This window comes from Allobosea sp. (genome assembly GCF_017308015.1).
Classification (GTDB): Bacteria; Pseudomonadota; Alphaproteobacteria; order Rhizobiales; family Beijerinckiaceae; genus Allobosea.
Genome location: NZ_JAFKFW010000002.1, coordinates 397419 through 419395, shown reverse-complemented (window position 1 = coordinate 419395; position 21977 = coordinate 397419). Strand labels below are relative to the sequence as shown.

The 21977-nt window shown below is 66.6% G+C and carries 20 protein-coding genes; 12 read left to right on the top strand and 8 right to left on the bottom strand.

The annotated features are described in order from the left end of the window. Positions 1 to 84: 84 nt before the first annotated feature. The gene (locus tag J0I42_RS02015) at positions 85 to 1515 is read left to right on the top strand and encodes a polysaccharide biosynthesis protein (protein WP_291652260.1); all 1431 of its coding nucleotides are present in this window, start codon (positions 85 to 87) and stop codon (positions 1513 to 1515) included. A 162-nt stretch (positions 1516 to 1677) separates the two neighbouring features. After that, positions 1678 to 2496, top strand: a complete 819-nt coding sequence (locus J0I42_RS02010; RefSeq protein ID WP_291652259.1) for a L,D-transpeptidase — start codon at positions 1678 to 1680, stop codon at positions 2494 to 2496. 94 nt (positions 2497 to 2590) lie between these two features. Here J0I42_RS02010 and J0I42_RS02005 read toward each other — a convergent pair whose 3' ends face one another. From J0I42_RS02005 to J0I42_RS01995, 3 genes are all read right to left on the bottom strand, one after another. Then, on the bottom strand, positions 2591 to 3385 hold the full coding sequence (locus tag J0I42_RS02005) for a DUF2076 domain-containing protein (protein WP_291652258.1): 795 nt from the start codon (positions 3383 to 3385) through the stop codon (positions 2591 to 2593). A gap of 154 nt (positions 3386 to 3539) precedes the next feature. Continuing rightward, positions 3540 to 4250, bottom strand: a complete 711-nt coding sequence (locus tag J0I42_RS02000; RefSeq protein WP_291652257.1) for a L,D-transpeptidase — start codon at positions 4248 to 4250, stop codon at positions 3540 to 3542. A 241-nt stretch (positions 4251 to 4491) separates the two neighbouring features. Further along, positions 4492 to 5898: an MATE family efflux transporter gene (locus J0I42_RS01995; RefSeq protein WP_291652256.1), complete on the bottom strand. Its 1407-nt coding sequence runs from the start codon at positions 5896 to 5898 to the stop codon at positions 4492 to 4494. A gap of 145 nt (positions 5899 to 6043) precedes the next feature. On the opposite strand from J0I42_RS01995, the gene J0I42_RS01990 reads away from it, so the two are divergent. The 10 genes from J0I42_RS01990 (at position 6044) to J0I42_RS01945 (ending at position 16872) form a co-directional block, all read left to right on the top strand. Further along, complete coding sequence (locus tag J0I42_RS01990) at positions 6044 to 7273, top strand: M20 family metallo-hydrolase (protein ID WP_291652255.1); 1230 nt, start codon at positions 6044 to 6046, stop codon at positions 7271 to 7273. A 13-nt stretch (positions 7274 to 7286) separates the two neighbouring features. Continuing rightward, positions 7287 to 8699, top strand: a complete 1413-nt coding sequence (locus J0I42_RS01985) for an amidase (RefSeq protein WP_291652254.1) — start codon at positions 7287 to 7289, stop codon at positions 8697 to 8699. 216 nt (positions 8700 to 8915) lie between these two features. Beyond that, complete coding sequence (locus J0I42_RS01980; protein WP_291652253.1) at positions 8916 to 10511, top strand: ABC transporter substrate-binding protein; 1596 nt, start codon at positions 8916 to 8918, stop codon at positions 10509 to 10511. Between the two features lie 132 nt (positions 10512 to 10643). After that, positions 10644 to 11585, top strand: coding sequence for an ABC transporter permease (locus tag J0I42_RS01975; RefSeq protein ID WP_291652252.1), 942 nt, complete (start codon positions 10644 to 10646; stop codon positions 11583 to 11585). 38 nt (positions 11586 to 11623) lie between these two features. Then, a complete protein-coding gene (locus J0I42_RS01970) occupies positions 11624 to 12478 on the top strand; it encodes an ABC transporter permease (RefSeq protein WP_291652667.1) in 855 nt (284 codons plus the stop codon). Positions 12479 to 12607: 129 nt separating this feature from the next. Beyond that, complete coding sequence (locus J0I42_RS01965; protein WP_291652251.1) at positions 12608 to 13543, top strand: N-carbamoyl-D-amino-acid hydrolase; 936 nt, start codon at positions 12608 to 12610, stop codon at positions 13541 to 13543. 21 nt (positions 13544 to 13564) lie between these two features. Continuing rightward, positions 13565 to 14728, top strand: a complete 1164-nt coding sequence (locus J0I42_RS01960) for an amidohydrolase/deacetylase family metallohydrolase (RefSeq protein ID WP_291652250.1) — start codon at positions 13565 to 13567, stop codon at positions 14726 to 14728. Positions 14729 to 14734: 6 nt separating this feature from the next. Then, positions 14735 to 15244 carry a GNAT family N-acetyltransferase gene (locus tag J0I42_RS01955; protein WP_291652249.1) on the top strand — a complete coding sequence of 170 codons (510 nt, stop codon included), beginning with the start codon at positions 14735 to 14737 and terminating at the stop codon, positions 15242 to 15244. Between the two features lie 51 nt (positions 15245 to 15295). Beyond that, a complete protein-coding gene (locus J0I42_RS01950; protein ID WP_291652248.1) occupies positions 15296 to 15754 on the top strand; it encodes a RidA family protein in 459 nt (152 codons plus the stop codon). A 2-nt stretch (positions 15755 to 15756) separates the two neighbouring features. Then, entirely contained in the window at positions 15757 to 16872 is a 1116-nt protein-coding gene (locus J0I42_RS01945; protein WP_291652247.1) for an alanine racemase, read from the top strand. A gap of 33 nt (positions 16873 to 16905) precedes the next feature. On the opposite strand, the gene J0I42_RS01940 is transcribed toward J0I42_RS01945, so the two are convergent. The 5 genes from J0I42_RS01940 to J0I42_RS01920 form a co-directional block, all read right to left on the bottom strand. After that, the gene (locus J0I42_RS01940) at positions 16906 to 17496 is read right to left on the bottom strand and encodes a hypothetical protein (RefSeq protein ID WP_291652246.1); all 591 of its coding nucleotides are present in this window, start codon (positions 17494 to 17496) and stop codon (positions 16906 to 16908) included. An 83-nt stretch (positions 17497 to 17579) separates the two neighbouring features. Continuing rightward, positions 17580 to 18308 (bottom strand): DUF1028 domain-containing protein, encoded by a 729-nt coding sequence (locus J0I42_RS01935; protein ID WP_291652245.1) that lies wholly within the window; start codon positions 18306 to 18308, stop codon positions 17580 to 17582. A 12-nt stretch (positions 18309 to 18320) separates the two neighbouring features. Beyond that, positions 18321 to 20120, bottom strand: a complete 1800-nt coding sequence (locus J0I42_RS01930) for a gamma-glutamyltransferase family protein (protein ID WP_291652244.1) — start codon at positions 20118 to 20120, stop codon at positions 18321 to 18323. A gap of 17 nt (positions 20121 to 20137) precedes the next feature. Then, positions 20138 to 21019 carry an ABC transporter permease gene (locus J0I42_RS01925; protein ID WP_291652243.1) on the bottom strand — a complete coding sequence of 294 codons (882 nt, stop codon included), beginning with the start codon at positions 21017 to 21019 and terminating at the stop codon, positions 20138 to 20140. Continuing rightward, positions 21019 to 21963 (bottom strand): ABC transporter permease, encoded by a 945-nt coding sequence (locus J0I42_RS01920; protein WP_291652242.1) that lies wholly within the window; start codon positions 21961 to 21963, stop codon positions 21019 to 21021. The genes J0I42_RS01925 and J0I42_RS01920 overlap by 1 nt, the downstream gene beginning before the upstream one ends. Positions 21964 to 21977: the final 14 nt, after the last annotated feature.

Sequence of the window (21977 nt, the reverse complement as noted above, 5' to 3'; positions counted from 1 at the left end):
GGTTACCCGGATTGCGGTGCAGTTCGATCGAGTCGCGCGCTTTGACCCAGGCCCCATGAAGATCGGACCGATTGCGAAGGCACGATGACCGTTCTTCTGCCCTTCATCGTCAATGCCGGGCTGAATTTCGTCCTTGGGCTGCTCGTCGCCCTGTTCCTCGGCCCGGAGGCCTTCGGGCTTTACGCCATCGGCGCCGCTGCCGTCGTGCTCATCAACACGGCGCTGCTCGACTGGCTGAAGCTTTCCGTCGTCCGCTTCTACTCTCTCGGAACTCGCGAGAGCGATCCCGGTATCCGGGCGACACTCGACCTGCTCTTCCTCGGCGTCACCCTGTCGCTTTGCGCGCTCCTTGCGGCTGCACTGCTCGCAGGTATCGATGCCGGGCTCCCGGCTGTGTTGCTGATGGTGTCGGTCGCTGGCGGCATCGCCGCAGGCTGGTTCGACTACCACGCGGCCATAGCCCGCGCCCGTTTCCTCGATGCCGCCTATGCCCGGCTCGTGCTTGTCCGAAGCATCGCGGCCCTGCTGCTGATGGTCTTCGGTGCCTGGTTGACCCGTGACCCGACCATCGTCCTGCTTGGCGGTGTGCTCAGCGCGGTCGCCGCAGTTCTGGCCAACCGCCGGCGACTGGCCGATGGGAAACCGGCACCGGGAGCGTTGCGGACGGACCTGATGCGCAGTTTCGCGCGCTACGCGCTGCCTCTGGTCGCGAGCAACGCGGTCTATGCCGCAATCCCGCTCCTCAACCGTGCCATCCTGGCTGAGAGCCATGGTTTCGCCGAGGCAGGCTATTTCTCGCTGGCTTCCGATATCGGCCTCAGGCTCTTCCCGGTACTGGCCTCGATGCTGGAGATCGTGCTGCTGCGTGAGGTCATCCGCCTCGACGAGACGCGAGGGCGCGTGGCCGCGCAGAAGCGCATCGCCCGCAACATGGTCGTTGTGGTCGCCTGCGTGCTGCCGGTTGCGCTTGGCTTCTGGCTGGTTCTGCCGTCCTTCGAGCGACTTTTCGTTCCCGCGAGCTTCCGCGGCCATTTCGCCGGCCATATGGCGTTGCTGCTGCCGGGCTTTGCGGCGATAGCGCTGTTTCAGGCCGGTCTCGCGCCGGTCTTTCTGCTGGCGAAGCGCACGCTCGTCGCGATCCTCGCTTCGCTGGTGGGGCTTGCGGTCAATCTCGCGATCATCCTCGCTTTGCCGGGAGCGTTGGCCCCGGTGACGGTTTCGGTGGCGCAGAGCGCCGCCTATCTGTGCGCCTTGCTGGTCATGGCCGTATTCGCCCTGCGTGCACTGCCGGTCCTGCCGCCGCTGCGGGAGATCATGTGCATCCTTGCTGCCGGTGCCGCGATGGGGCTTACGCTCTGGCTGCTGCGCGACGCGCTGCCGGCGGCGCTGGAGCTGCCGCTTCAGATCGGGCTTGGAGGGCTGGTTTATGCGGGGGTGATCCTGACCTGCGATGTTGGCCGCTGGCGCACCGGTTTGAAGTTGCGCTGGCTCGCCCGGCGCTCGGCACGCCGGTGAGACGGCAAGGGTTCCTTCACCCTGTCGCTTGACCGCCTGCTAAGGTTAATTTTGCGAATTGCTTGGGGTAAGGCCGGTTTCCGCGCCTGAGAGTCAACGATTCACCATTCCTTTCAGGGCACGCCGCAGGCTTCCGGCAGTCGATGTCGAGAGTATTGCGTCATGCGTCGAAAGATTGTCCTCCCACTCCTCGCAGCAGCCGGAGCCCTCGCCATGGCCGGGCCGGGCTTTGCGCAGGGCTACCGCCAGAATCACGGCTATGCCGCCCCGAACGACCCCATGGCGGGCGGCGGCGGGCGCGGCAACTATGGCGGGGGCTTCATCGAGATGCTGATGACCGGCCGCGATCCGACGCCTCACGGGCGCAGCGGCGCTGTCTACAATCGCCCCGGCGGCTATGCCTATGGCCAGCGCATGCTGCCGCAGAGCGGCTATGAGGTCGATCCGTTCGAGGCGGCCCGCCCGCCGCGCGCCAGCCGCCGGATGGCGGCGCTCGGCGAGCCGGTCGAGCCGCAGCAGGGCATCCAGCAAATCGTCGATCCGCGTTTCCGTAAGCAGGAAGTGGCCTATGATGGCCCGCACAAGCCGGGCACGATCATCATCGACACGCCGCAGCGCTTCCTCTTCCTGGTGCAGCCGGGCGGCCGCGCCATGCGCTACGGTATCGGCGTCGGACGGCCGGGCTTCTCCTGGGCCGGCATGAAGACCATCACCCGCAAGGCGGAATGGCCGAGCTGGACGCCCCCGGCCGAGATGCTGAAGCGCCGCCCCGACCTGCCGCGCTTCATGGCCGGCGGTCCCGACAACCCGATGGGCGCGCGCGCCATGTATCTCGGCTCGACGCTCTACCGCATCCACGGCACCAACGAGCCGAACACGATCGGGCAGGCGGTGTCGTCAGGCTGTATCCGCATGACCAATGACGACGTCACCGACCTCTACGAACGCGTCCGCGTCGGCGCGAGGGTGCTGGTGATCTGAGGCGAAAGCCGGATCGACCACCATGAAAAACGGCGGCCGCGCATCGCGGGCCGCCGCTTTTCATATCTTGGTCAGTCCGAGGCGACGCGCGCCGTCAGACCCAGCTATCGTCGTCCCCACCACCATCGTCGAAGCCGGGATCGGCATCGTCATAGCCAGCGCTCTGGTAATTGGCCTCGCCGTCATAGCCCTGGCCGTAGCCGCCATCCTGAGCGGTCTGGTCGGCCGCAGGCTGGGCACCGGCGCTTTGATCGGCTGCCTGTTGCGGGGCCGCTGAACTTGGGCTGGAGCTCGAACCGGTGTCGCTTGCGGTCTGAGCCGCTGGCTTGCTGCCGCCGAAGGCGTTGGTCAGCACATTTCCCAGCATCATGCCGCCGGCGACACCCGCCGCGGTGGTCAGCGCGCTTGCCATGAAGCCGCCGCCACGGGACTGCTGCTGCGGCTGATTGATCCACGGGCCGGGCTGGCCCTGCGCCTGCATAGGCATGGCCTGGCCGGGAGCGCCCTGCGCCTGCGGCTGCGTGTTCCAGACGCCGGAAGGCGCGGCGGCATCGTTGCGCGGCGGCACGGGCGGAACCGAGCCGGTGCGCGGCACCGATCCACCACCAAAAATGCCGGACAGGAAGCCGCCCGCCTGCGGCTGTGCCGCCTCGCTGGCGCGGCTCTGCGCCTCACGCAATTGCGCCTGCAGGGTCTCGACCTGCTGGTTCAGGTTGGCGAGCGCCTGCTCCTGTACATAAACCGCCTGGGCCATGGCGTAGGGCGCATAGGGCTGCTCGCGCAGGCGTTCCGCAATGAAATTCTCAGCCTCGGGGTCGCGGGGCTGATTGGCCGCCTGCCGAAGGCGGTCGAAAATCCCGGCGATCACGTCGCGTTCCTGCGGCGTCATCGTCATCTCCTCTCGTTGCGCGGTGCGGTTGCGCCGCGCAACGAGAAGTGGGATCGGCCTGTGACGGTATCAAGGCGGCGGTGCGGCCCCTTCGCACCGAAAAACCGATTCCTGTTTGAGAAGGACCGATGCGGCAACCGTCGGCCGCCTGGCGTCAGATGCTGCCGAAATCGTCGTCCGGCGGCGGCATCTCGTCGATTTCGGACGGCGCCTGCAGGGTGCCGCGGTTGAGCACAACGACCGTCGTGCCGGTCGGGACGCGGCCGTAGAGGTCGATGATGTCCTGGTTGAACAGGCGGATGCAGCCTGACGACACCGACTTGCCGATCGACCACGGCTCGGAGGTGCCGTGAATGCGGTACAGCGTGTCGCGGCCACCCTGGTAGAGATAGAGCGCGCGGGCGCCCAGTGGGTTCTCGATGCCACCGGCCATGCCGCCGGCCCAGGGACGATTCCGTTCCGGCTCGCGGGCGATCATGGCCGGGGTCGGGGTCCAGCGCGGCCACTGCGCTTTGCGGGCGACGGTTGCCCGGCCCCGCCAGGACATGCCCTGCTTGCCGACGCCGATGCCGTAGCGCACGGCCCGGCCGCCTTCCATCACGAGATAGAGATAGCGGTTGTCGGTATCGACGACGATCGTGCCGGGCTGCTCGCGGGTCGGGTAGGAGACGATGCGGCGCAGGAACTGCGGTTCGACCTCGGAGAGATCCGTCGCGGGCAGCGGATGCTGCTCATCCGGGCGTTCGCCATACATCGCCAGATATTCGGCGCTGATATGCGGACCCTGATGCGCGGCGACCTCGATCGGCTGCTGGCGCTGGCTGACGCAGGCAGCGAGGAAAAGGGGGCTGAGGGCCGCAAACATGCGGCGGGTCGGCCGGGCGAGGGGGGGAGACGGACGGACGGAGGACATCGACGGACAACTCGGCGTTACGGGCATGAATGAACGGCTGGGCGGCGCGGTGGTTCCATGCGCCGTTGCTGACCTTCGTTCAAGGTTGCCGAGATGGCCTCGGGGTGAACAGGAGATGGCCAAATTGTGTCCGTGCAACGCTGTGGCCGTTCGGCAACAGGCGGTGCGCTTGCCGGAAATCCGGCCCGATGGCTCAGACCGCTTCCCGGAGCCCCCATTTGAGCAGCCCCAGCCTTTCGCGGGCCCGCCAGCGCCAGAGCATCATCACGGCGACGAGGGAAAGCCCGATCACGAGCCCCATCCAGATGCCCCGGCCGGCAAGCGGCGTCAAGAAACCCAAGGCCGCGGAAAGCGGCAGGCCGACGCCCCAATAGCCGATGCCGGCGAAGAGCATCGGAAGGCGGGTATCGCCCAGCCCGCGCAGGATCGACGAGCCGATGACCTGCGCCCCGTCCGCGATCTGGAAGATCGCACCATAGAACAGGAAGATCACGGCGATCTGGGCGACAGCTTCCGCACCGGGCTTCGACCGGTCGAGGAAGGGGGCGATCAGCCAGTGCGGCACGGTCGCCATCAGGAGCGCCGTGAAGCTCATGAAGCTCAGCGCCAGGATCAGCGCCATCGTGCCGGCCCGCCGGATGCCCTCCTTGTCGCCGGAGCCGAAGGCGCGACCGACCCGCACGGTCCCGGCCTGGCCGATGCCGAGCGGCACCATGAAGGCGAGCGAAGCGATCTGGATCGCGATGGCGTGGGCCGCGAGCGCGGTCGTTCCGATCAGCCCCATCATGAAGGCGGCGCCGTAGAAGATCAGCGATTCGAAGGAGAGTGTCAGCGAGATCGGCAGGCCCATGCGCCAGAAAGCGCGGTAGCGCGGCCAGTCCGGCACCCAGAAGCGGCCGAAGAGCTGGTAGCGCCGGAAGCGCCGGTCGAGCGAGACGACGAGCGCGAGGCCGAAGAACATCAGGGTCGAGGATAGTGCTGTCGCCATGCCGGAGCCCGGCAGGCCGAGTGCCGGGAAGCCGAGCCGCCCGAACATCAGACACCAGTTGGCGAAGGCGTTGAACGCCACCGCGAACAGCACCACGATGAAGGCCCAGCGCGGCCGCTGCAGGGCGGCGACGAAGCCGCGCAGGCACAGATAGAGGAAGAAGGGCAGCAGGCCCCATTGCAGCGTGTGGATATAGGAGGCCGCCGCTCTGGACAGGGCAGGGTCCTGCCCCATCGCGGTGAGAATGAACTCGGCCTGCCAGAGGAACAGCCACATCGGCCCGACCATGGTGGCTGCGGCCCAGAAACCCTGCCGGACCGTGCGGCGCAGATCGCGCACCGCATGCCGGTTGCGGCCCAGTTCGATCGCGATCATCGGCGAGACCGCGCCCATTGCGCCGATGCCGAAGATCAGCGAGGCATTGTAGAGATTGGTGCCGAGCGCACCGGCCGCCAGTGCATCCGGGCCGAGATGGCCCATCATGATGACATCGGTCGCCGTCATCGCGGTCTGCGCGACATTGGTCAGCACCATCGGCCAGCTCAGGGCCAGCATGGCGCGGGCTTCCGCGAGCCAGGAATGATGCGGGCGGGATTCTGCGATCTCGGACATGGGGCGCCGCTTCTACCGCCGATCGATGCATCGAAACAGTCGCCGCTGCGCGCTTCACCGTCCGGAGCCGATGCGCTGGACGCGGGTCGACAAGTCCGGTCGTGGTCTGCATCTTGCCTCGAACACTGCTGGAGAGCCTGAACCGATGAGCACCAATCTGAGGATCGATGGCGCGAGGCTGACCTCGCGCCTTGCCGAGCTTTCGAAGATCGGTGCGACGCCGGAAGGCGGCTGCCGCCGCCTCGCCCTGACCGACGAGGACAGGCAGGGGCGCGATTGGCTGGTCGGCCAGATGAAGGGGCTCGGGCTCGATATCCGCGTCGATGCCATCGGCAATATCGTCGGCGTCCTCAAGGGGCAGGAGAGCGGCCCGGCCGTCATCATGGGCTCGCATATCGACACGGTCGGTACGGGCGGGCGCTTTGACGGAGCGCTCGGCGTCGTCGCCGGCGTCGAGGTTCTCGCGGCGCTCCGCGACGCCGGCCTGACGCCGAAGCGCGACATGGCGGTGATCGCCTTCACCAACGAGGAGGGCGCGCGCTTCCACCCCGACATGCTCGGCTCCTATGTCTGGGCCGGTGGCATGAGCGTCGAGGCGGCACACGCGGAAGTCGATTCCGATGGGATCGGGCTCGGCGCCGAATTGAAGCGCATCGGCTACGAGGGCGCAGAGAAGCCGGGCTTCCTGCCGGCGCATGCCTATATCGAGATGCATATCGAACAGGGGCCGGTGCTCGAGAACGAGGGCGGCGGGCTTGGCGCCGTCACGGGCATCCAGGGTATCTGCTGGCTGGAACTCACGCTCAAGGGCCGCCCGAGCCATGCCGGCACGACGCCGATGGCCTATCGCAAGGATCCCGGCCTCGCCGCTGCCCGCATCAACATCTTCGCCAACGAATTGACCAGGACCATTCCCAACCAGCTCGCCAACAGCGGCGTGATCCGGGTGCAGCCTGGCAACGTCAATGTCGTGCCGGAGACCGTGGTGATGACGCTCGACCTGCGCAACCCGCTCGATGCGCCGCTTGCCCAGGCCGAGGAAGCGGTGCGCCGCTTCTGCGCCGAATTGGCCGAGCGCGATGGCATCGAGATCTCCTTCCGCGATCTCGCTCGCTTCCCGGCGACGCCCTTCGCCGAGGAGATCATCGCCGAAGTCGAGCGCAGCGCCGGCGAGTTCGGCTTGCCGATCCGCCGCATGATCTCCGGTGCCGGTCACGATGCCCAGATGATGGCGCGGCTCTGCCCGACGGCGATGGTGTTCATTCCCTCGGTCGGCGGGCTCTCGCACAATCCGGCGGAGTTCAGCACCGACGACGACATGGTCGCCGGCGCCAATATCCTGCTCACCACCGCCTGGCGCGTCGCCAACGCCTGAGAGGTCTCTCCGCATGACGACGATCGCCTCGCTTTCCGCCGCCGAGCTCGGCCCGCTCTATGCCAGCAAGCAACTCTCCCCGGTCGAGGTCGCGAGGGACACGCTCGCCCGCATCGAGCGCTTCGAACCTACGGTCAACGCCTTCGCCGTCCGCGACGAGGCGGTGACGCTGGCCATGGCAGAGGCCTCGCAGGGGCGCTGGCTGAAAGGCGAGGCGATTGGTCCGCTCGACGGCGTGCCCGTCACGATCAAGGACAATCTCGGCGTCGCCGGCTGGTCGATGCAGCGCGGCTCGGCCATCGCTTCCGCCGAGCCAAGCGCCGAGGATTCCCCTATCACGGCACGGCTGCGTGAGGCAGGCACGGTCTTTCTCGGCAAGACCACCATGCCGGAATACGGCTGGAAGGGCGTCGGCGACTCCCCGTTGACCGGGATCACCCGCAATCCCTGGAGCACCGGCACGGGGCCGGGAGGCTCGTCGTCGGGCGCGGCTGTCTGTGCCGCGCTCAATCTCGGCTGCCTGCATATGGGGACTGACGGGGCGGGTTCGATCCGTATCCCCGCGGCCTTCACGGGCGTCGTCGGCCTGAAGCCGAGCTATGGCCGCGTCCCGGCCTGGCCGATCTCGGTCATGGGCTTCCTCGCCCATCTCGGGCCGCTCACCCGCACCGTCATGGATACGGCGCTCGCCATGAAGGTGATAGGCCAGCCCGATGCACGCGACATGACCGCGCTGCAGGATCGTCCGCCGGACTACGTCGACGGGCTCAGGGGCAGCATGAGGGGGCTGCGCGTCGCCTGGTCCCCGCGCCTTGGCCAGAGCGTGACGGTCGATCCCGAGATCGCGGCTCTGACGGCCGCAGCGGCGCAGGTCTTCACCGAGCTTGGCGCGGCGGTGGAAGAGGTCGATCCCGGCTTCGATGATCCGATCGGGATTTTGATGACTCTTTGGTCATCCGGTGCCGCGCTGGCGTTGAAGAACACCGACGCCGCCGGCCGCAAACAGATGGACCCTGGCCTCGTGGCGGTGGCGGAGCAGGGGGAGCGCATCCCGGCCTCCGCCTATGTCGATGCGCTCCTGAACCAGCGCAATGCACTGGCCTACCGCATGGCGCAGTTCCACCAGCAATACGACCTGTTGCTGACGCCGACCCTGCCGCTGCCGGCTTTCGCGGTCGGGCGCGACACGCCCGAGCACGGCGCCTATGGCGATGACTGGACGCGCTGGACGCCCTTCACCTACCCCTTCAACATCACCGAGCAGCCGGCTGTCTCGGTGCCCTGCGGCTTGACCAGGGCGGGTCTGCCGGCCGGCCTCCAGATCGTCGGCGCCTTCGGCAAGGACGCACTCGTGCTCCGGGCGGCGGCGGCCTTCGAGCAGGCTCGCCCGTTTGCTCGGGTGGACGAGCCTGTCACGCCGATCTAGCCGCGGATTTTTTCGCGTTTCCCGGAACGAGCCGAAAAGAGCGCGTCCGGGAGCTGAAACAGCGGGTTCCCCGCCCGAAAGTTCCGGCTGGCACGAACCGTGCAAGCGGTGCGGCAGCCTCGACCGGGAGGTGCGGTGTGTTGTCAGGCGGAATTTTTCTGCTCAAACTCGCGCCAAGGCAGCCCGCTCAGAGGCGCCGCTTTAGGGGAGAGCAAGATGGATCGCAGGACATTTCTGAAATCCGCGACGGGCGCCGGCATGGCTGCCGCGACCGGAGGGCTCGCGATGCCGGCCCTCGCGCAAAGTCCGAGCAAGACCCTACGCTTCGTACCGCAGGCCAATCTCGCCAATTTCGACCCGATCTGGGGGACGCAATACGTCGTCCGCAACGCCGCGGCGCTGGTCTGGGACACGCTCTACGGCATCGACTCGAAATTCCAGCCGCAGCGCCAGATGGTCGAGAGCGAGGAGGTCTCCTCCGACGGCCTGAACTGGACCTTCAAGCTGCGTTCCGGCCTCAAGTTCCATGACGGCACGTCCGTCACGTCCAAGGACGTGGTTGCAAGCCTGGTGCGCTGGTCGGCGCGCGATCCGATGGGGTTGATGCTGCGCGCCATCCAGGTCGAGCTCGCGCCTGTCGACGAGCTGACGTGGAAATGGTCGCTGAAGCAGCCCTTCCCGAAGATGTTGCTGGCACTGGCCAAGAACAACGCGCCCTGTTCCTTCGTGATGCCCGAGCGCATCGCCAGGACCGATCCGTTCACGCAGATCACCGAATATATCGGCTCTGGCCCGATGAAGTTCCTGCGCAGCGACTGGGTGCCGGGCGCCAAGGCAGTGTTCGAGAAATTCGCCGACTACAAGCCTCGCTCCGAGAAGGCGGACTGGCTCGCCGGCGGCAAGAACATCCTCGTCGACCGGGTCGAATGGGTGATCATGCCCGATGCGGCGACGGCCGCCGCCGCGCTCCAGAACGGTGAGGTCGATTGGTGGGAGACCCCGCTCGCCGACCTCGTGCCGGTGCTGAAGGGCCACAAGGACATCAATGTCGACATCGGCGACCCGCTCGGCAATGTCGGCGCCTTCCGCATGAACCACCTGTTCCCGCCCTTCAACAACCTGAAGGTTCGCCAGGCCGTTCTGACGGCACTGAACCAGGAAGACTATATGCGCGCCGTCGTCGGCGACGACGAAAAGCTCTGGAAGCCGCTGCCCGGCTTCTTCACCCCGGGCACGCCGCTCTACACCGAGGAAGGCGGCGACATCCTGAAGAAGCGCAATGTCGCCGAGGCCAAGAAGCTCCTCGCCGAAGCCGGCTACAAGGGCGAGCCGGTAGTCTGCGTCGTCGCACAGGACATGGCGGCGACGAAGTCGATGGGCGACGTCACCGCCGCGCTGCTCAAGAGCATCGGCATGAATGTCGATTTCGTCGCGACCGACTGGGGCACGGTCGGCTCTCGCCGCGCCCAGAAGACGCCTCCGGGCCAGGGCGGCTGGAGCATGTTCCACACCTGGCATGCCGGCGCCGACTGCATCAATCCGGCGGCCTACACCGCAATCCGCGCCAATGGTGACAAGGCCTGGTTCGGCTGGCCCGATGTCCCGGCTGTCGAGACCGAGGTCACCAACTGGTTCAACGCCAAGGACCTGGCCGAGGAGAAAGCGGCGATGGCCCGCCTCAACAAGGCCGCCGTCGAAAATGTCGTCTTTGCGCCGACGGGCTTCTACCTAGGCTATCAGGCCTGGCGGAAGAACGTCACCGGCGTGGTTAGCGGACCGCTGCCGTTCTTCTGGGACGTCGGGAAGGCCTGATCGCTCTCGCGGAGCGGCGACGCCGCTCCGCCTTTCCGGAGCCCGCGGGCTCCGCTGCCTCGCTTCGTCGCGACCCGGAAGAAATCCCGGCCGCGACCTCCGGATACGCTGTGAACGAGGTCCGACGGCCCCATGCTCGCTTTTGTCGTCAGGCGCATCGTCACGACCATCCCCGTGATGGCTTTCGTGGCGCTGTTCGTCTTTTCGTTGCTCTATGTCGCGCCCGGCGATCCCGCCGCCATCATCGCCGGTGACCAGGCGTCCCCCGCCGATGTCGAGCGCATCCGCGCCAGCCTCGGCCTGGACCGGCCTTATCTGGTTCGTTTCGCCGAATGGTCGTTCCGCGTGATCCAGGGCGATCTCGGCACCTCGATCTTCACCAACCTGCCGGTGACGCAGCTCATCGCGCAGCGCATCGAGCCGACGCTGTCCCTGATGGTGCTGACGCTGATCTTTGCCGTCGTGGTCGCCGTGCCGATGGGCGTGGTCGCGGCCTGGAAGGCGGGAAGCTGGGTCGACAAGGCGGCGATGGGCTTCGCCGTGCTCGGCTTCTCCGTGCCGGTCTTCGTCGTCGGTTATCTGCTCGCCTGGGTATTCGCGCTGAAGCTCGACTGGCTGCCGGTGCAGGGCTACACGCCGTTCTCGCAGGGCTTCTGGCCCTGGCTCCGCAACCTCATCCTGCCGGCCGTCACGCTGGGCCTGGTCTATATCGCGTTGATCGCCCGCATCACCCGCGCCACCATGCTCGAGGTGCTCCAGCAGGATTACGTCCGCACCGCCCAGGCCAAGGGCGTGGCGCAGAAGGACGTGCTCTTCCTGCATTCCCTCAAGAACGCAGCCGTACCGATCGTGACCATCATCGGCATCGGCATCGCGCTGCTGATCGGCGGTGCCGTCGTCACCGAGAGCGTCTTCGCCATTCCCGGCCTCGGCCGGCTCACCGTCGATGCGATCCTGCGCCGCGATTACCCCGTCATCCAGGGCGTCGTGCTGATGTTCAGCCTGGTCTACGTGCTCGTGAATCTGCTGATCGACCTGACCTACACCCTCGTCGACCCGAGGATACGCTATTGACCGCTCCATCGACCGTTGCGGCAACTGCCGCTGAACCGGTGAAGGCCGAACCCGGCCGCGCCGCACGCTTCCGCCGCTATCTGCGCCGGCATCCTTCCGTTGCCGTCGGCGGTGGTCTCCTCATCCTGATGGCGCTGATCGGCATTTTCGCGCCGCTGCTCTGGACCACCGACCCGACCGCGATCGCGCCGTCCCGCCGCACCCGCGTCCCCTCCGAGCTCTACTGGTTCGGCACCGACATGCTCGGCCGCGACGTCTATTCGCGCGTGATCTACGGCGCCCGCGTCTCGCTGCTCGTTGGCTTCAGCGTGGCAGTCCTGTCCTCGGTCATCGGATTGGCGATCGGCCTTTTCGCCGGCTTCATCCGCTGGGCCGACGGCGTGATCATGCGCATCATCGACGGCATGATGTCGATCCCGCCGATCCTGCTCGCCATCGCCCTGATGGCGCTGACCCGCGGATCGATTCAGAATGTCATCATCGCCATCACCATCGCCGAGATTCCGCGCGTGGCCCGGCTCGTACGCGGTGTCGTGCTCTCCCTGCGCGAGCAGCCTTATGTCGAGGCGGCCGTCGCCAATGGTGCGCGGGTGCCGCGCATCATCTTCCGGCACATCCTGCCCAACACCTTCGCGCCGATGAGCGTGCAGGCGACCTATATCTGCGCCAGCGCCATGATCGTCGAGGCGATCCTGTCCTTCATCGGCGCCGGCGTGCCACCGGCGACGCCGTCCTGGGGCAATATCATGGCCGAGGGCAGGGCACTCTGGCAGGTCCGGCCGCACATCATCCTGTTCCCGGCGGTCTTCCTCTCGATCACCGTGCTCGCGGTCAACCTGCTCGGCGACGGGCTGCGAGACTCGCTCGATCCGAGGCTCGCCAAGACCCTCTGAGAAGCAATCGCTCTGAGAGCCTGCCCCGCAACTGGGACAACCCACGCCCTGCATTGCCGGCGCTTGACGCGCCGGCCCGGCACATCGAAGCCTTGCCTTACACGGCGATCCTCATCCGGAGCTTATGACGTGACCCGCATCCTCACCGTCGCCGCCGCCCAGCTCGGTCCGATCCAGCGCGACGAGAGCCGGGTTTCGGCCGTCGCCCGCATGGTCGAGCTGATGCGGCAGGCGAAAAGTCACGGCGCCGATCTCGTTGTTTATCCGGAAGCCGCGCTCACCGCCTTCTTCCCGCATTGGTGGATCGACGACGAAGCCGAGATCGACAGCCATTTCGAGAGTGCGATGCCCTCGAACGAGACTGCGCCGCTCTTCGAGGAAAGCAAGCGCCTCGGCGTCGGCTTCCATCTCGGTTATTGCGAGCTTGCCTTCGAGCAGGGCCGCAAGCGCCGCTTCAACACCGCGATCCTCGTCGACAAATCGGGCTCGATCGTCGGCAAGTATCGCAAGATCCACTTGCCGGGCCATCCCGAGCACCGCCCCGCCGCGTCCTTCCAGAACCTGGAGAAGCGCTATTTCGAGACCGGAGAGCTCGGCTGGCCGGTCTGGCGGACGATGGACGCCAATATCGGCATGATGATCTGCAACGACCGCCGCTGGCCGGAGAGTTATCGCTCGATGGGCCTGCAGGATGTCGAACTGATCGTGCTCGGCTACAATACGCCCAAGCACAACCCGCCGGCTCCGGACCATGATCGGCTCGGCAACTTCCACAACCAGCTCGTGATGCAGGCCGGCGCTTACCAGAACGCCACCTGGGTCGTCGGCGTGGCCAAGGCGGGGCTGGAGGCCGGCGTCGACCAGATCGGCGGCTCCTGCATCATCGCGCCGACCGGCGAGGTCGTGGCCCAGGCTGTGACGGAGGATGACGAGCTCGTCATCGCCCGCTGCGACATGGATCTCGGCAAGAGCTACAAGGCCTCGACCTTCAATTTCGCCAGGCATCGCGAGCCCCAGGCCTATGGCCTGATCGTCGAGCGCAAGGGCGCCGTCTCCCCGGTTTGATCAGCCTCCAGAGGACACATAATGACCCATGATCTCATCCTGAAGGGCGGTCGCGTCATCGACCCCTCCCAGAAGCATGACGGCATCCTCGATGTCGCCTTCACGAACGGCAAGGTCTCCGGCTTCGGCAAGGACCTGAAGGGCGCCAAGGAGATCCGCGACGTCTCCGGTTACATCGTCTCGCCCGGTCTGATCGACCTGCATACCCATGTCTATTGGGGCGGTACCTCGCTCGGCATCGATGCCGACGAGTTCTGCCGCGTCTCCGGCGTCACCACCTCGGTCGATACCGGCTCGGCCGGTCCCGGCAACTGGGCCGGATTCCGCAAGCATGTCATCGAGCCGAGCCAGGCGCGCATCCTCGCCTATCTCCACGTCTCGCATGCCGGCATCTACGGCTTCGACCATCGCGTCATGGTGGGCGAGAGCGGCGACCTGCGCCTGATGAACCCGATCGACTGCGCCAGGGTCGCGGACGAGAACCGCGACTACATCGTCGGGATCAAGGTCCGCGTCGGCCTGCATGCTTCCGGAAATTCCGGCACCGTGCCGCTCAACATCGCGCTGCAGGTCGCCAACGAGGTCGGCATGCCGCTGATGTGCCATATCGACCATCCGCCGCCGTCCTATGAGGAAGTCATCGGCATGCTGCGGCCGGGCGACGTGCTGACTCACGCTTTTCGTCCCTTCCCGAACGCGCCTTCGACGGCTCAGGGCACGGTGAAGCCGGAGGTGCTGGCCGCCCGCAAGCGCGGCGTCATCTTCGACATCGGCCACGGCAAGGGCTCGTTCTCGTTCAAGACCACCCGCGCGATGCTCGCCAACGGCTTCGAACCTGACGTGATCTCGTCCGATGTGCACAAGCTCTGCATCGACGGCCCGGCCTATGACCAGGTCACCACCATGTCGAAGTTCCTCTGCATGGGCATGAGCCTGAACAACGTCATCGCCGCCTCGACCGTGAATGCCGCCATGGCGCTGAAGCGTCCGGAATACGGCTCGCTCAAGGTCGGCTCGCTCGGCGACGCAACGATCCTCACCGTCAAGGAAGGCAAGTTCGACTATGTCGACGTCGTCGGCGAGCACCTGATGGGCGACCGCAAGATCGTCTCCGAAGGTGTTGTGCTCAAGGGCAAGTGGTGGCACCCGAAGCGCACCGGCAAGTTCCCGAAGGTCGCGGCGTAGGTTTTCATGTCACACGAAACGGGCTGGCGCTGCATGGCGCCCGCCGACATGCCGGCCGTGATGGCGATCGCGGCCGTCGTGCACCCGGACTATCCCGAGGATGAGGCCATCTTCGTCGAGCGTTTGCGCCTGGCACCCGAGGGCTGCCATGTGCTCGCGGCAAGTGGCGGGGCACTTCAAGGCTATCTCGTCAGCCATCCCTGGCCAGCGGATACGGTTCCGGCTCTGAATTCCCGGCTCGGCCGAATCCCGGACGGCGTCGCCAACTGGTATATCCACGACCTTGCGCTGCTGCCGGCCGGGCGGGGCAGCGGAGCGGCGGTCGCGATCGTCACCGCGATCGCCCGCCATGCCGCCGCGGCCGGCCATACGAGCCTCGCGCTCGTCGCGGTCAACGACTCGACCGGCTTCTGGCGGCGGCAGGGCTTTCGCGAGGTGCATGACCCTGCGCTTGATCGCAAGCTCGCGAGCTATGACGATGCGGCCCGCTACATGCGCCGCGAACTGAACGACTGACAGGACGGGCCGGCGCCCGAGATGCCGGCAGGATTTGAGGAGAGAAACGCCATGAGCCCCGAAGACAGGCTGAAGGAGCTGGGTCTGACCCTGCCGGCCATGCCGACGCCGGTCGCCACCTATGTCAGCTTCAAGCAGGTCGGCGACATGGTCTATCTCTCCGGCCAGGGGCCGAGGCGGGCCGATGGTACCTATCCGACCGGCAAGGTCGGCGCCGACGTCACGGTCGAGCAGGCCTACGAGCATGCCAGGCACACGGGCCTCGGCCTGCTAGCAGCGATGAAGAAGGCCGCCGGCTCGCTCGACAAGGTCGAGGTGGTCAAGCTGCTGGGCATGGTCAATGCCGTGCCCGAGTTCTCCGATCATCCCAAGGTCATCAATGGTTGCTCGGATCTGTTCGTCGCCGTCCTCGGCGACCGCGGCCGACATGCCCGTTCGGCCGTCGGCATGGGCTCCCTGCCGAACCGCATGACCGTCGAGATCGAAGTTATCGTCAAGGTGCACTCATGAGCATGACCGCAACTACCTCCAGGGCCGTCGATCAGCCTGCCGCCACCCCGCTCGCCGCCGAGATCGCCCGCGTCTACGGCACGCCCGCCGTTGTGATCGATCTCGACAAGGTCGATGCCAATATCACGCGCCTTCAGGCGACCTGCGACGCCGCCGGCCTGGCCAATCGCCCGCATATCAAGACGCATAAATCGCCCGAGCTGGCCCGACTCCAGATCGAGGCCGGTGCGCGCGGCATCACCTGCCAGAAGCTCGGCGAGGCCGAGATCATGGCCGATGGCGGCATCGACGACATCCTGATCAGCTACAACATCCTCGGCGAGGAGAAGCTGGGGCGTCTGGGAGCGTTGCAAAGACGCGTCCGCATGATCGTCGCCGCCGACAATCCCGTCACCATCTCCGGCTTGCCGCGGGCGGGGGAGATCGCAGGTCGTGATCTTGAGGTCGTCATCGAATGCGATACCGGCCGCAAGCGCGCCGGCGTCGAGACGCCCGGTGAAGCGGTCGAGCTCGCCAGGATGGTCGCGGCTTCGCCCGGCCTGCGCTTCGCCGGCTTCCTGATGTACCCGCCGGAGGATGGCTGGGAGCGCACGCAGGCCTTCCTCGACACCGCCAATGCCGGCCTGCGCGAGGTCGGCCTCAAGGCCGACATCGTCTCGACCGGCGGCTCGCCCAATCTGCCCCATATCGGCAAGCTCAAGGGCTCGACCGAGCATCGCTCGGGCACCTCGATCTTCAACGACCGCATGCAGATCGCGGCCGGCGTCGCGACGCTCGATGATTGCGCGCTCATGGTCTATGCGACCGTGGTGAGCCGGGCCGGGCCTGAGCGCGGCATCCTCGATTCAGGCTCGAAGACGCTGACCAGCGACAAGGGCAATCTCGACGGCCACGGCTATATCCTCGAATATCCGGCGGCGCGGATCGCGCAATTCGCCGAGGAGCACGGCTTCCTCGATCTCTCCGCCTCGAACAAGCGCCCGCTCGTCGGCGAGGTCGTCCGCGTCGTGCCGAACCATGTCTGCGTCGTCGTCAATATGGTCGATCGCCTGATCACCGTGCGCGGCGACAAGCTGATCGGGGAACTGCCGGTTGCGGCGCGGGGTCGTCTGACCTGAACATCGAACAGCGCCGTCAGAAGCCGGCGTTCTCTAGTTCTGCAGGATTTTCGATCCCTTGATCGTGACATTGCCGGACGCCTTGGCTTCGAGGCGTCCGGAAGCCTTGAGTGCGATATCGCGCCCCTGCAATTCGACGCTGCCATCCTTCTTCATGCTGAGCCTGGCATCGCCGCTCTTGAGTGTTGCTGCGTCGGCGCTTTCGATCGCAAGCGTCTTGCCGACACTGACGGCCATACCCGCTCCGATCCTCATCGCCATGTCCTTGCCCGCTGTGATGGCGAGGTTTTGCCCGCTGTCGATCTCGCAACTCACTGCCGCGTCGACGTTGAAACTTCGTGTCTCGAACGAGGCTTCATGGCCGCTGCTGACGCGCAGGCGGTTACCGACCACCATCGTGGCATTGGCGCCTGCGGTCACTGCAAGGTTGGCACCCGCCGTCAGCGTCATCACGCTGCCGGCTGTGAACGCGATGCCCATCCCGCAATTGACGGTCAGAGAACCAGGCGCGTTGATGACGACATTGCCGCCGCGATCCGCGGATATCGCCTGCAACAGGGCTGCGACCTGCGCCTCCAGCGTGGCGATGCGCTTCTGGAGGGCTTCGGTGTTGGGATCGGCCATCGCATTCCCCGCTCGTCGGCATGACAGAATGACGAAGCGTCAGCCTATCACGACGCGGCTACGCCGAGAATGCATTTGGCCGCTCAGGTCTCCGGATGTCGGGAGTTCCAGGAGGCTGCGTATTCCGTGCAGAGGCGGTCGAGCTCGGCCCGGTCGGTGACGCCGGCAGGGCGCCCGCGCGACGGCGAGGCCTGCTGGAACGGCACCGAGCGCTGATGCGCGACGCGCCAGAGCCGGCGCAGTTCCGTCAGCGGGTCGGTATGGTCGTCGACGCGGATATCGATGCTCGGCACAGGCTCGCCGTTCCAGATGCGGATCGCGGCGGATTGCTTGCCGCGCTTGTCGCCACCGGCCTTCTCGCCGGCTTCCAGCGCCACCAGCAGCCTCTCGTCGAAATCGAGCGCAGAGGAAGCGATATAGGCCTTCAGCGTCTGCTGCACGACCTCTGGTCCGGCGAGCATGTTGCCGGCGACCGAGACCTGCGGCCCGTCGACGGCGCCGCACCAGTCGATGCAGGCTGCGCCCGTATGCGAGGCGATCTTGCCGTCGCGGTCGATGACATGGAGCTGACGATGGGCGCGGCCTTCGTCGGCCGCGGTCAGCGTCGCGATGATTTCGACCGCCGAGCGCCCTTCCTGCAGCAGCCGGAGGCCGTCGATGCCGTAGAGCGGATTGACGAAGGCCTGTGTGGCGATCGCGCCGATCCGCCCGCCGCCATAAGGCACGCGGGCACCGACGGCGAAGGCGCAGGTCGAGACGGCGACGCCATAGGCGCCGGTCGCGGCGTCGCGGGCGACGATGGACCAGGTCATGTAGTCAGCTCCTCAACGGCCAGCGGCATAAGCCTGCATCAGACGCGGCGTCGCGGCAGCGCGCAAGAGCCCGTCGTCGCTGCGTTCTGCCGCAGTGAGCCGGCCGACGGTCCACGCAGGTGCCTTCTCGACGGCGTGACCGCGCCGCTCCAGCTCGGCCAGTGCGGCAGCGCCGATGCTCTCCTCGATCATCATATGGCCAGGCCGCGACGAGCGTGGATAGAAGGAGGAGGGGAAGTGCTGCGTGTGGAACAGTGGCAGGTCGATCGCTTCCTGCAGGTTGAGGCCGTGATGGACGCGGCGCAGGAACAGGCCGAGCTGCCACTGCTCCTGCTGGTCACCGCCCGGCGTGCCGAAGGCGAGGCGGGGCTTGCCGTGCTCGAAGGCGATCGAGGGCGTCAGTGTCGTGCGCGGCCGCTTGCCCGGCGCGAGCGATGAGGGCAGGCCCTCTTCCAGCCAGAACATCTGGGCGCGGGAATTCAGCGGGAAGCCGAGCTCGGGAATGACCGGCGAGGATTGCAGCCAGCCGCCGGAGGGCGTCGCCGCGATCATGTTGCCCCATCTGTCGATGACGTCGATATGGACGGTGTCGCCCTTGCGTCCCGCTGCGACCATCGACGCCATGGTCGGTTCGCCGACGCTGGCGCCGCCCTGGGTTGGCTGGGCGATGGCGCCAAGCGCCCTCATGGCATGCGCAACCTGCGCCTCGTAGCCGGAGACGGTACCGGGCCGCAGCTCTAGCGAGGCGCGCTCGCCGATCAGGCCGCGCCGTCCGGCTGCGTAGTCCTCGGAGAGCAGCGTCGCGAGCGGCACTTTCACGAAATCCGGGTCGCCGTAATAGGCCTCGCGGTCGGCGAAGGCGAGCTTCATCGCCTCGACGACATGATGGACGAAGTCGGGGCTGGCCGGCCCCATTCCCGCGAGATCGACGCCCTCCAGGATCTTCAGCGTCTGCAGGAAGGCCGGTCCCTGGCCCCAGGGGCCGATCTTGAAGACCTCCCAGTCGTGATAGGTCACCGAGGTCGGCGTCTCGTAGGTCGGCTTGTAGTTCGCCATGTCCTGCGCGGTGAGCAGGCCCTTGTTGCGGCGGCCGGAGGAATCCATCACCTCCTGCGTGCGGCAGAAACGGTCCATCGCCTCGGCGACGAAGCCCTTGTACCAGGCGTCATAGGCGCCCTGGATCTGCTCCTGCCGGTCGCCGCCCTTGGCTTCCGCCTCCGAAAGGATGCGCTTGTAGGTCTCGGCCGCGGCTTTGTTGGCGAAGAGCTTGCGCGCCTCCGGGACATTGCCGCCCGGCAGGTAGACCTCGCCCGAGGTCGACCACTCGTTGCTGAAGAGATCGGTCAGTTCCCGGATCGAATCCGAGACGCGCGGCAGCATCGGGTGGCCGTTCTCGAAATAGCCGATCGCCGGTTCGAGGACATCGCGCAGCTTCAGCCGGCCATGATCGCGCAGCAGCGTCATCCAGCCGCCGAAGGCGCCGGGGATGACGGTCGCGAGCAGACCAGAGCCGGGGATCAGGTCGAGGCCGAGCGCCTTGTAGGCGGCGATGGTCGCCGCCTGAGGAGCGGGGCCCTGCGCGCAGAGCGTCTCGACCTTCCCGGTTTCGGCCGAATAGAACACGGCAGGCATGTCGCCGGCTGGCCCGACGAGATGCGGCTCCACCACCTGCAGCACGAAGGCCGCGGCGGCGCAGGCGTCGAAGGCGTTGCCGCCCTTTTCCAGCATGGCCATGCCGGAAGCGGTCGCCAGCCAGTGCGTCGAGGTCACGACGCCGAAGGTGCCGAGGATTTCGGGGCGGGTGGTGAACATGGGCGTATCCCTGAAGCCTAGTTTTCTTTCGGGTCGAGCGCGTCGCGCAGGCCGTCGCCGAGCAGGTTGAAGCCGAGCACGGCGAGGAAGATGCAGATGCCCGGTGCCACCGACATCCACGGCGCCTGCTCCATGAAGTTCTTGGCGACGTTGAGCATCTGCCCCCAGGACGGTGCAGGTGGCTGCTGGCCAAGGCCGAGGAAGGAGAGGGCGGCTTCCAGGATGATCGCCTGCGCCATGAACAATGTCGACTGCACCACGATGGGGGACAGGGTGTTGGGCAGGACATGACGGAACATCAACCGGAGATCGCGCGCACCGACCGCCCGCGCTCCTTCGACGAAATCCTCCGCCTTCACGCTCATCACCTGGCCACGGATCAGCCGGATGAAGATCGGTACCGCCGACAGGCCGATCGCGATCATCGCATTGGTCAGCGACGGGCCGAGCACGGCGGCGAAGGCTATGGCGAGGATCAGGAACGGGCAGGCGAGCAAGGCTTCGGTGACGCGCGAGATCACGATGTCGATCCAGCCGCCATACCAGCCGGCGAGCATGCCGAAGGGCAGGCCGATCGCAACCGCGATCAGCACCGAGACGATGCCGGCGAGCAGCGAGGCCTGCGCCCCGTAGAAGAGCCGCGAGACCTGATCGCGGCCGAGTTCGTCCGTGCCGAACCAGTAGAGTTCCGACGGCGGCTTGCGGATGGCGAGGAAGTTCGACTTGAACGGGTCGGCCAGCGGCAATACCGGCGCCAGGACAGCCATCAGCAGGAAGACCAGCACGATGCTGCCGCCGATCAGCGCCGATTTGTTGCGGATCAGCCGGGCGAAGACGCCGGGGCGGGCGCTCACGCCGCTCGCGCTCCCGGTCGAGGAGATGGAATCGAGCGATGCCATCAGCCTGTCCTCAGACGCGGGTTGACGAGGACATAGAGGATATCGGCGATGAGGTTCATCAGGATGAAGCCGATGGCGGTGCACAGCACCACGCCCTGCACCACGCCATAGTCGCGGTTGAACACCGCATCGACGATCAGCTTGCCGAAGCCGGGAATGGTGAAGACCTGTTCGGTCAGCACAGCGCCCGCCAGCAATTCGCCGAAGAGCAGGGTCGTCAGCGTGATGATCGGCATCAGCGCATTGCGCAGCGCATGGCGATGCACGACCGCATCCTCGTCGAGCCCCTTCGCGCGGGCGGTGCGGACATAGTCCGACCGCAGCACCTCCAGCATCGCCGAGCGGGTGTGGCGCATCAGGAAGGCGGCGAGTCCGTTGCCGAGCACGAAGGCCGGCATGATCAGGCGCTGGATCGCCTCCCAGGGGTGGACGAAGATCGATTCATAACCGGATGCCGGCAGCCATTTCAGATGCACCGAGACCAGCAGGATCAGCATGATCCCGAACCAGAAATTCGGGATCGACAGCCCCGACAGCGCGACCGCGCTGGCGGAGTAGTCGACGATCGTGCCCTTGCGCCGTGCGGCCAGGATGCCGATCGGGATGCCGATGCAGATCGCGACCAGGATCGAGGCGGTGGCGAGCTGGATCGTCACCGGCAGCTTTTGCAGGATCAGGTTCAGCACTGGCTCGCCGGTGCGCAGCGAGCGGCCGAAATCGCCCTGCACGACCTGTCCGAGCCAGGCGAAGAACTGGACGAAGATCGGATCGTCCAGCCGGTAGATCTCGCGCAGCCGCGCGATCACCTCGGGGTCGCGTTCCTCGCCGGCGATGACGAGGAACGGGTCGCCCGGCAGCGCGCGCTGCAGGGCGAAGACGAAGAGCGATACCAGAAACAGCGTCGGTATCGCGATCAGGATGCGGCGGAGGATGAGCGTGGCCATGGGCCACCTCTCAG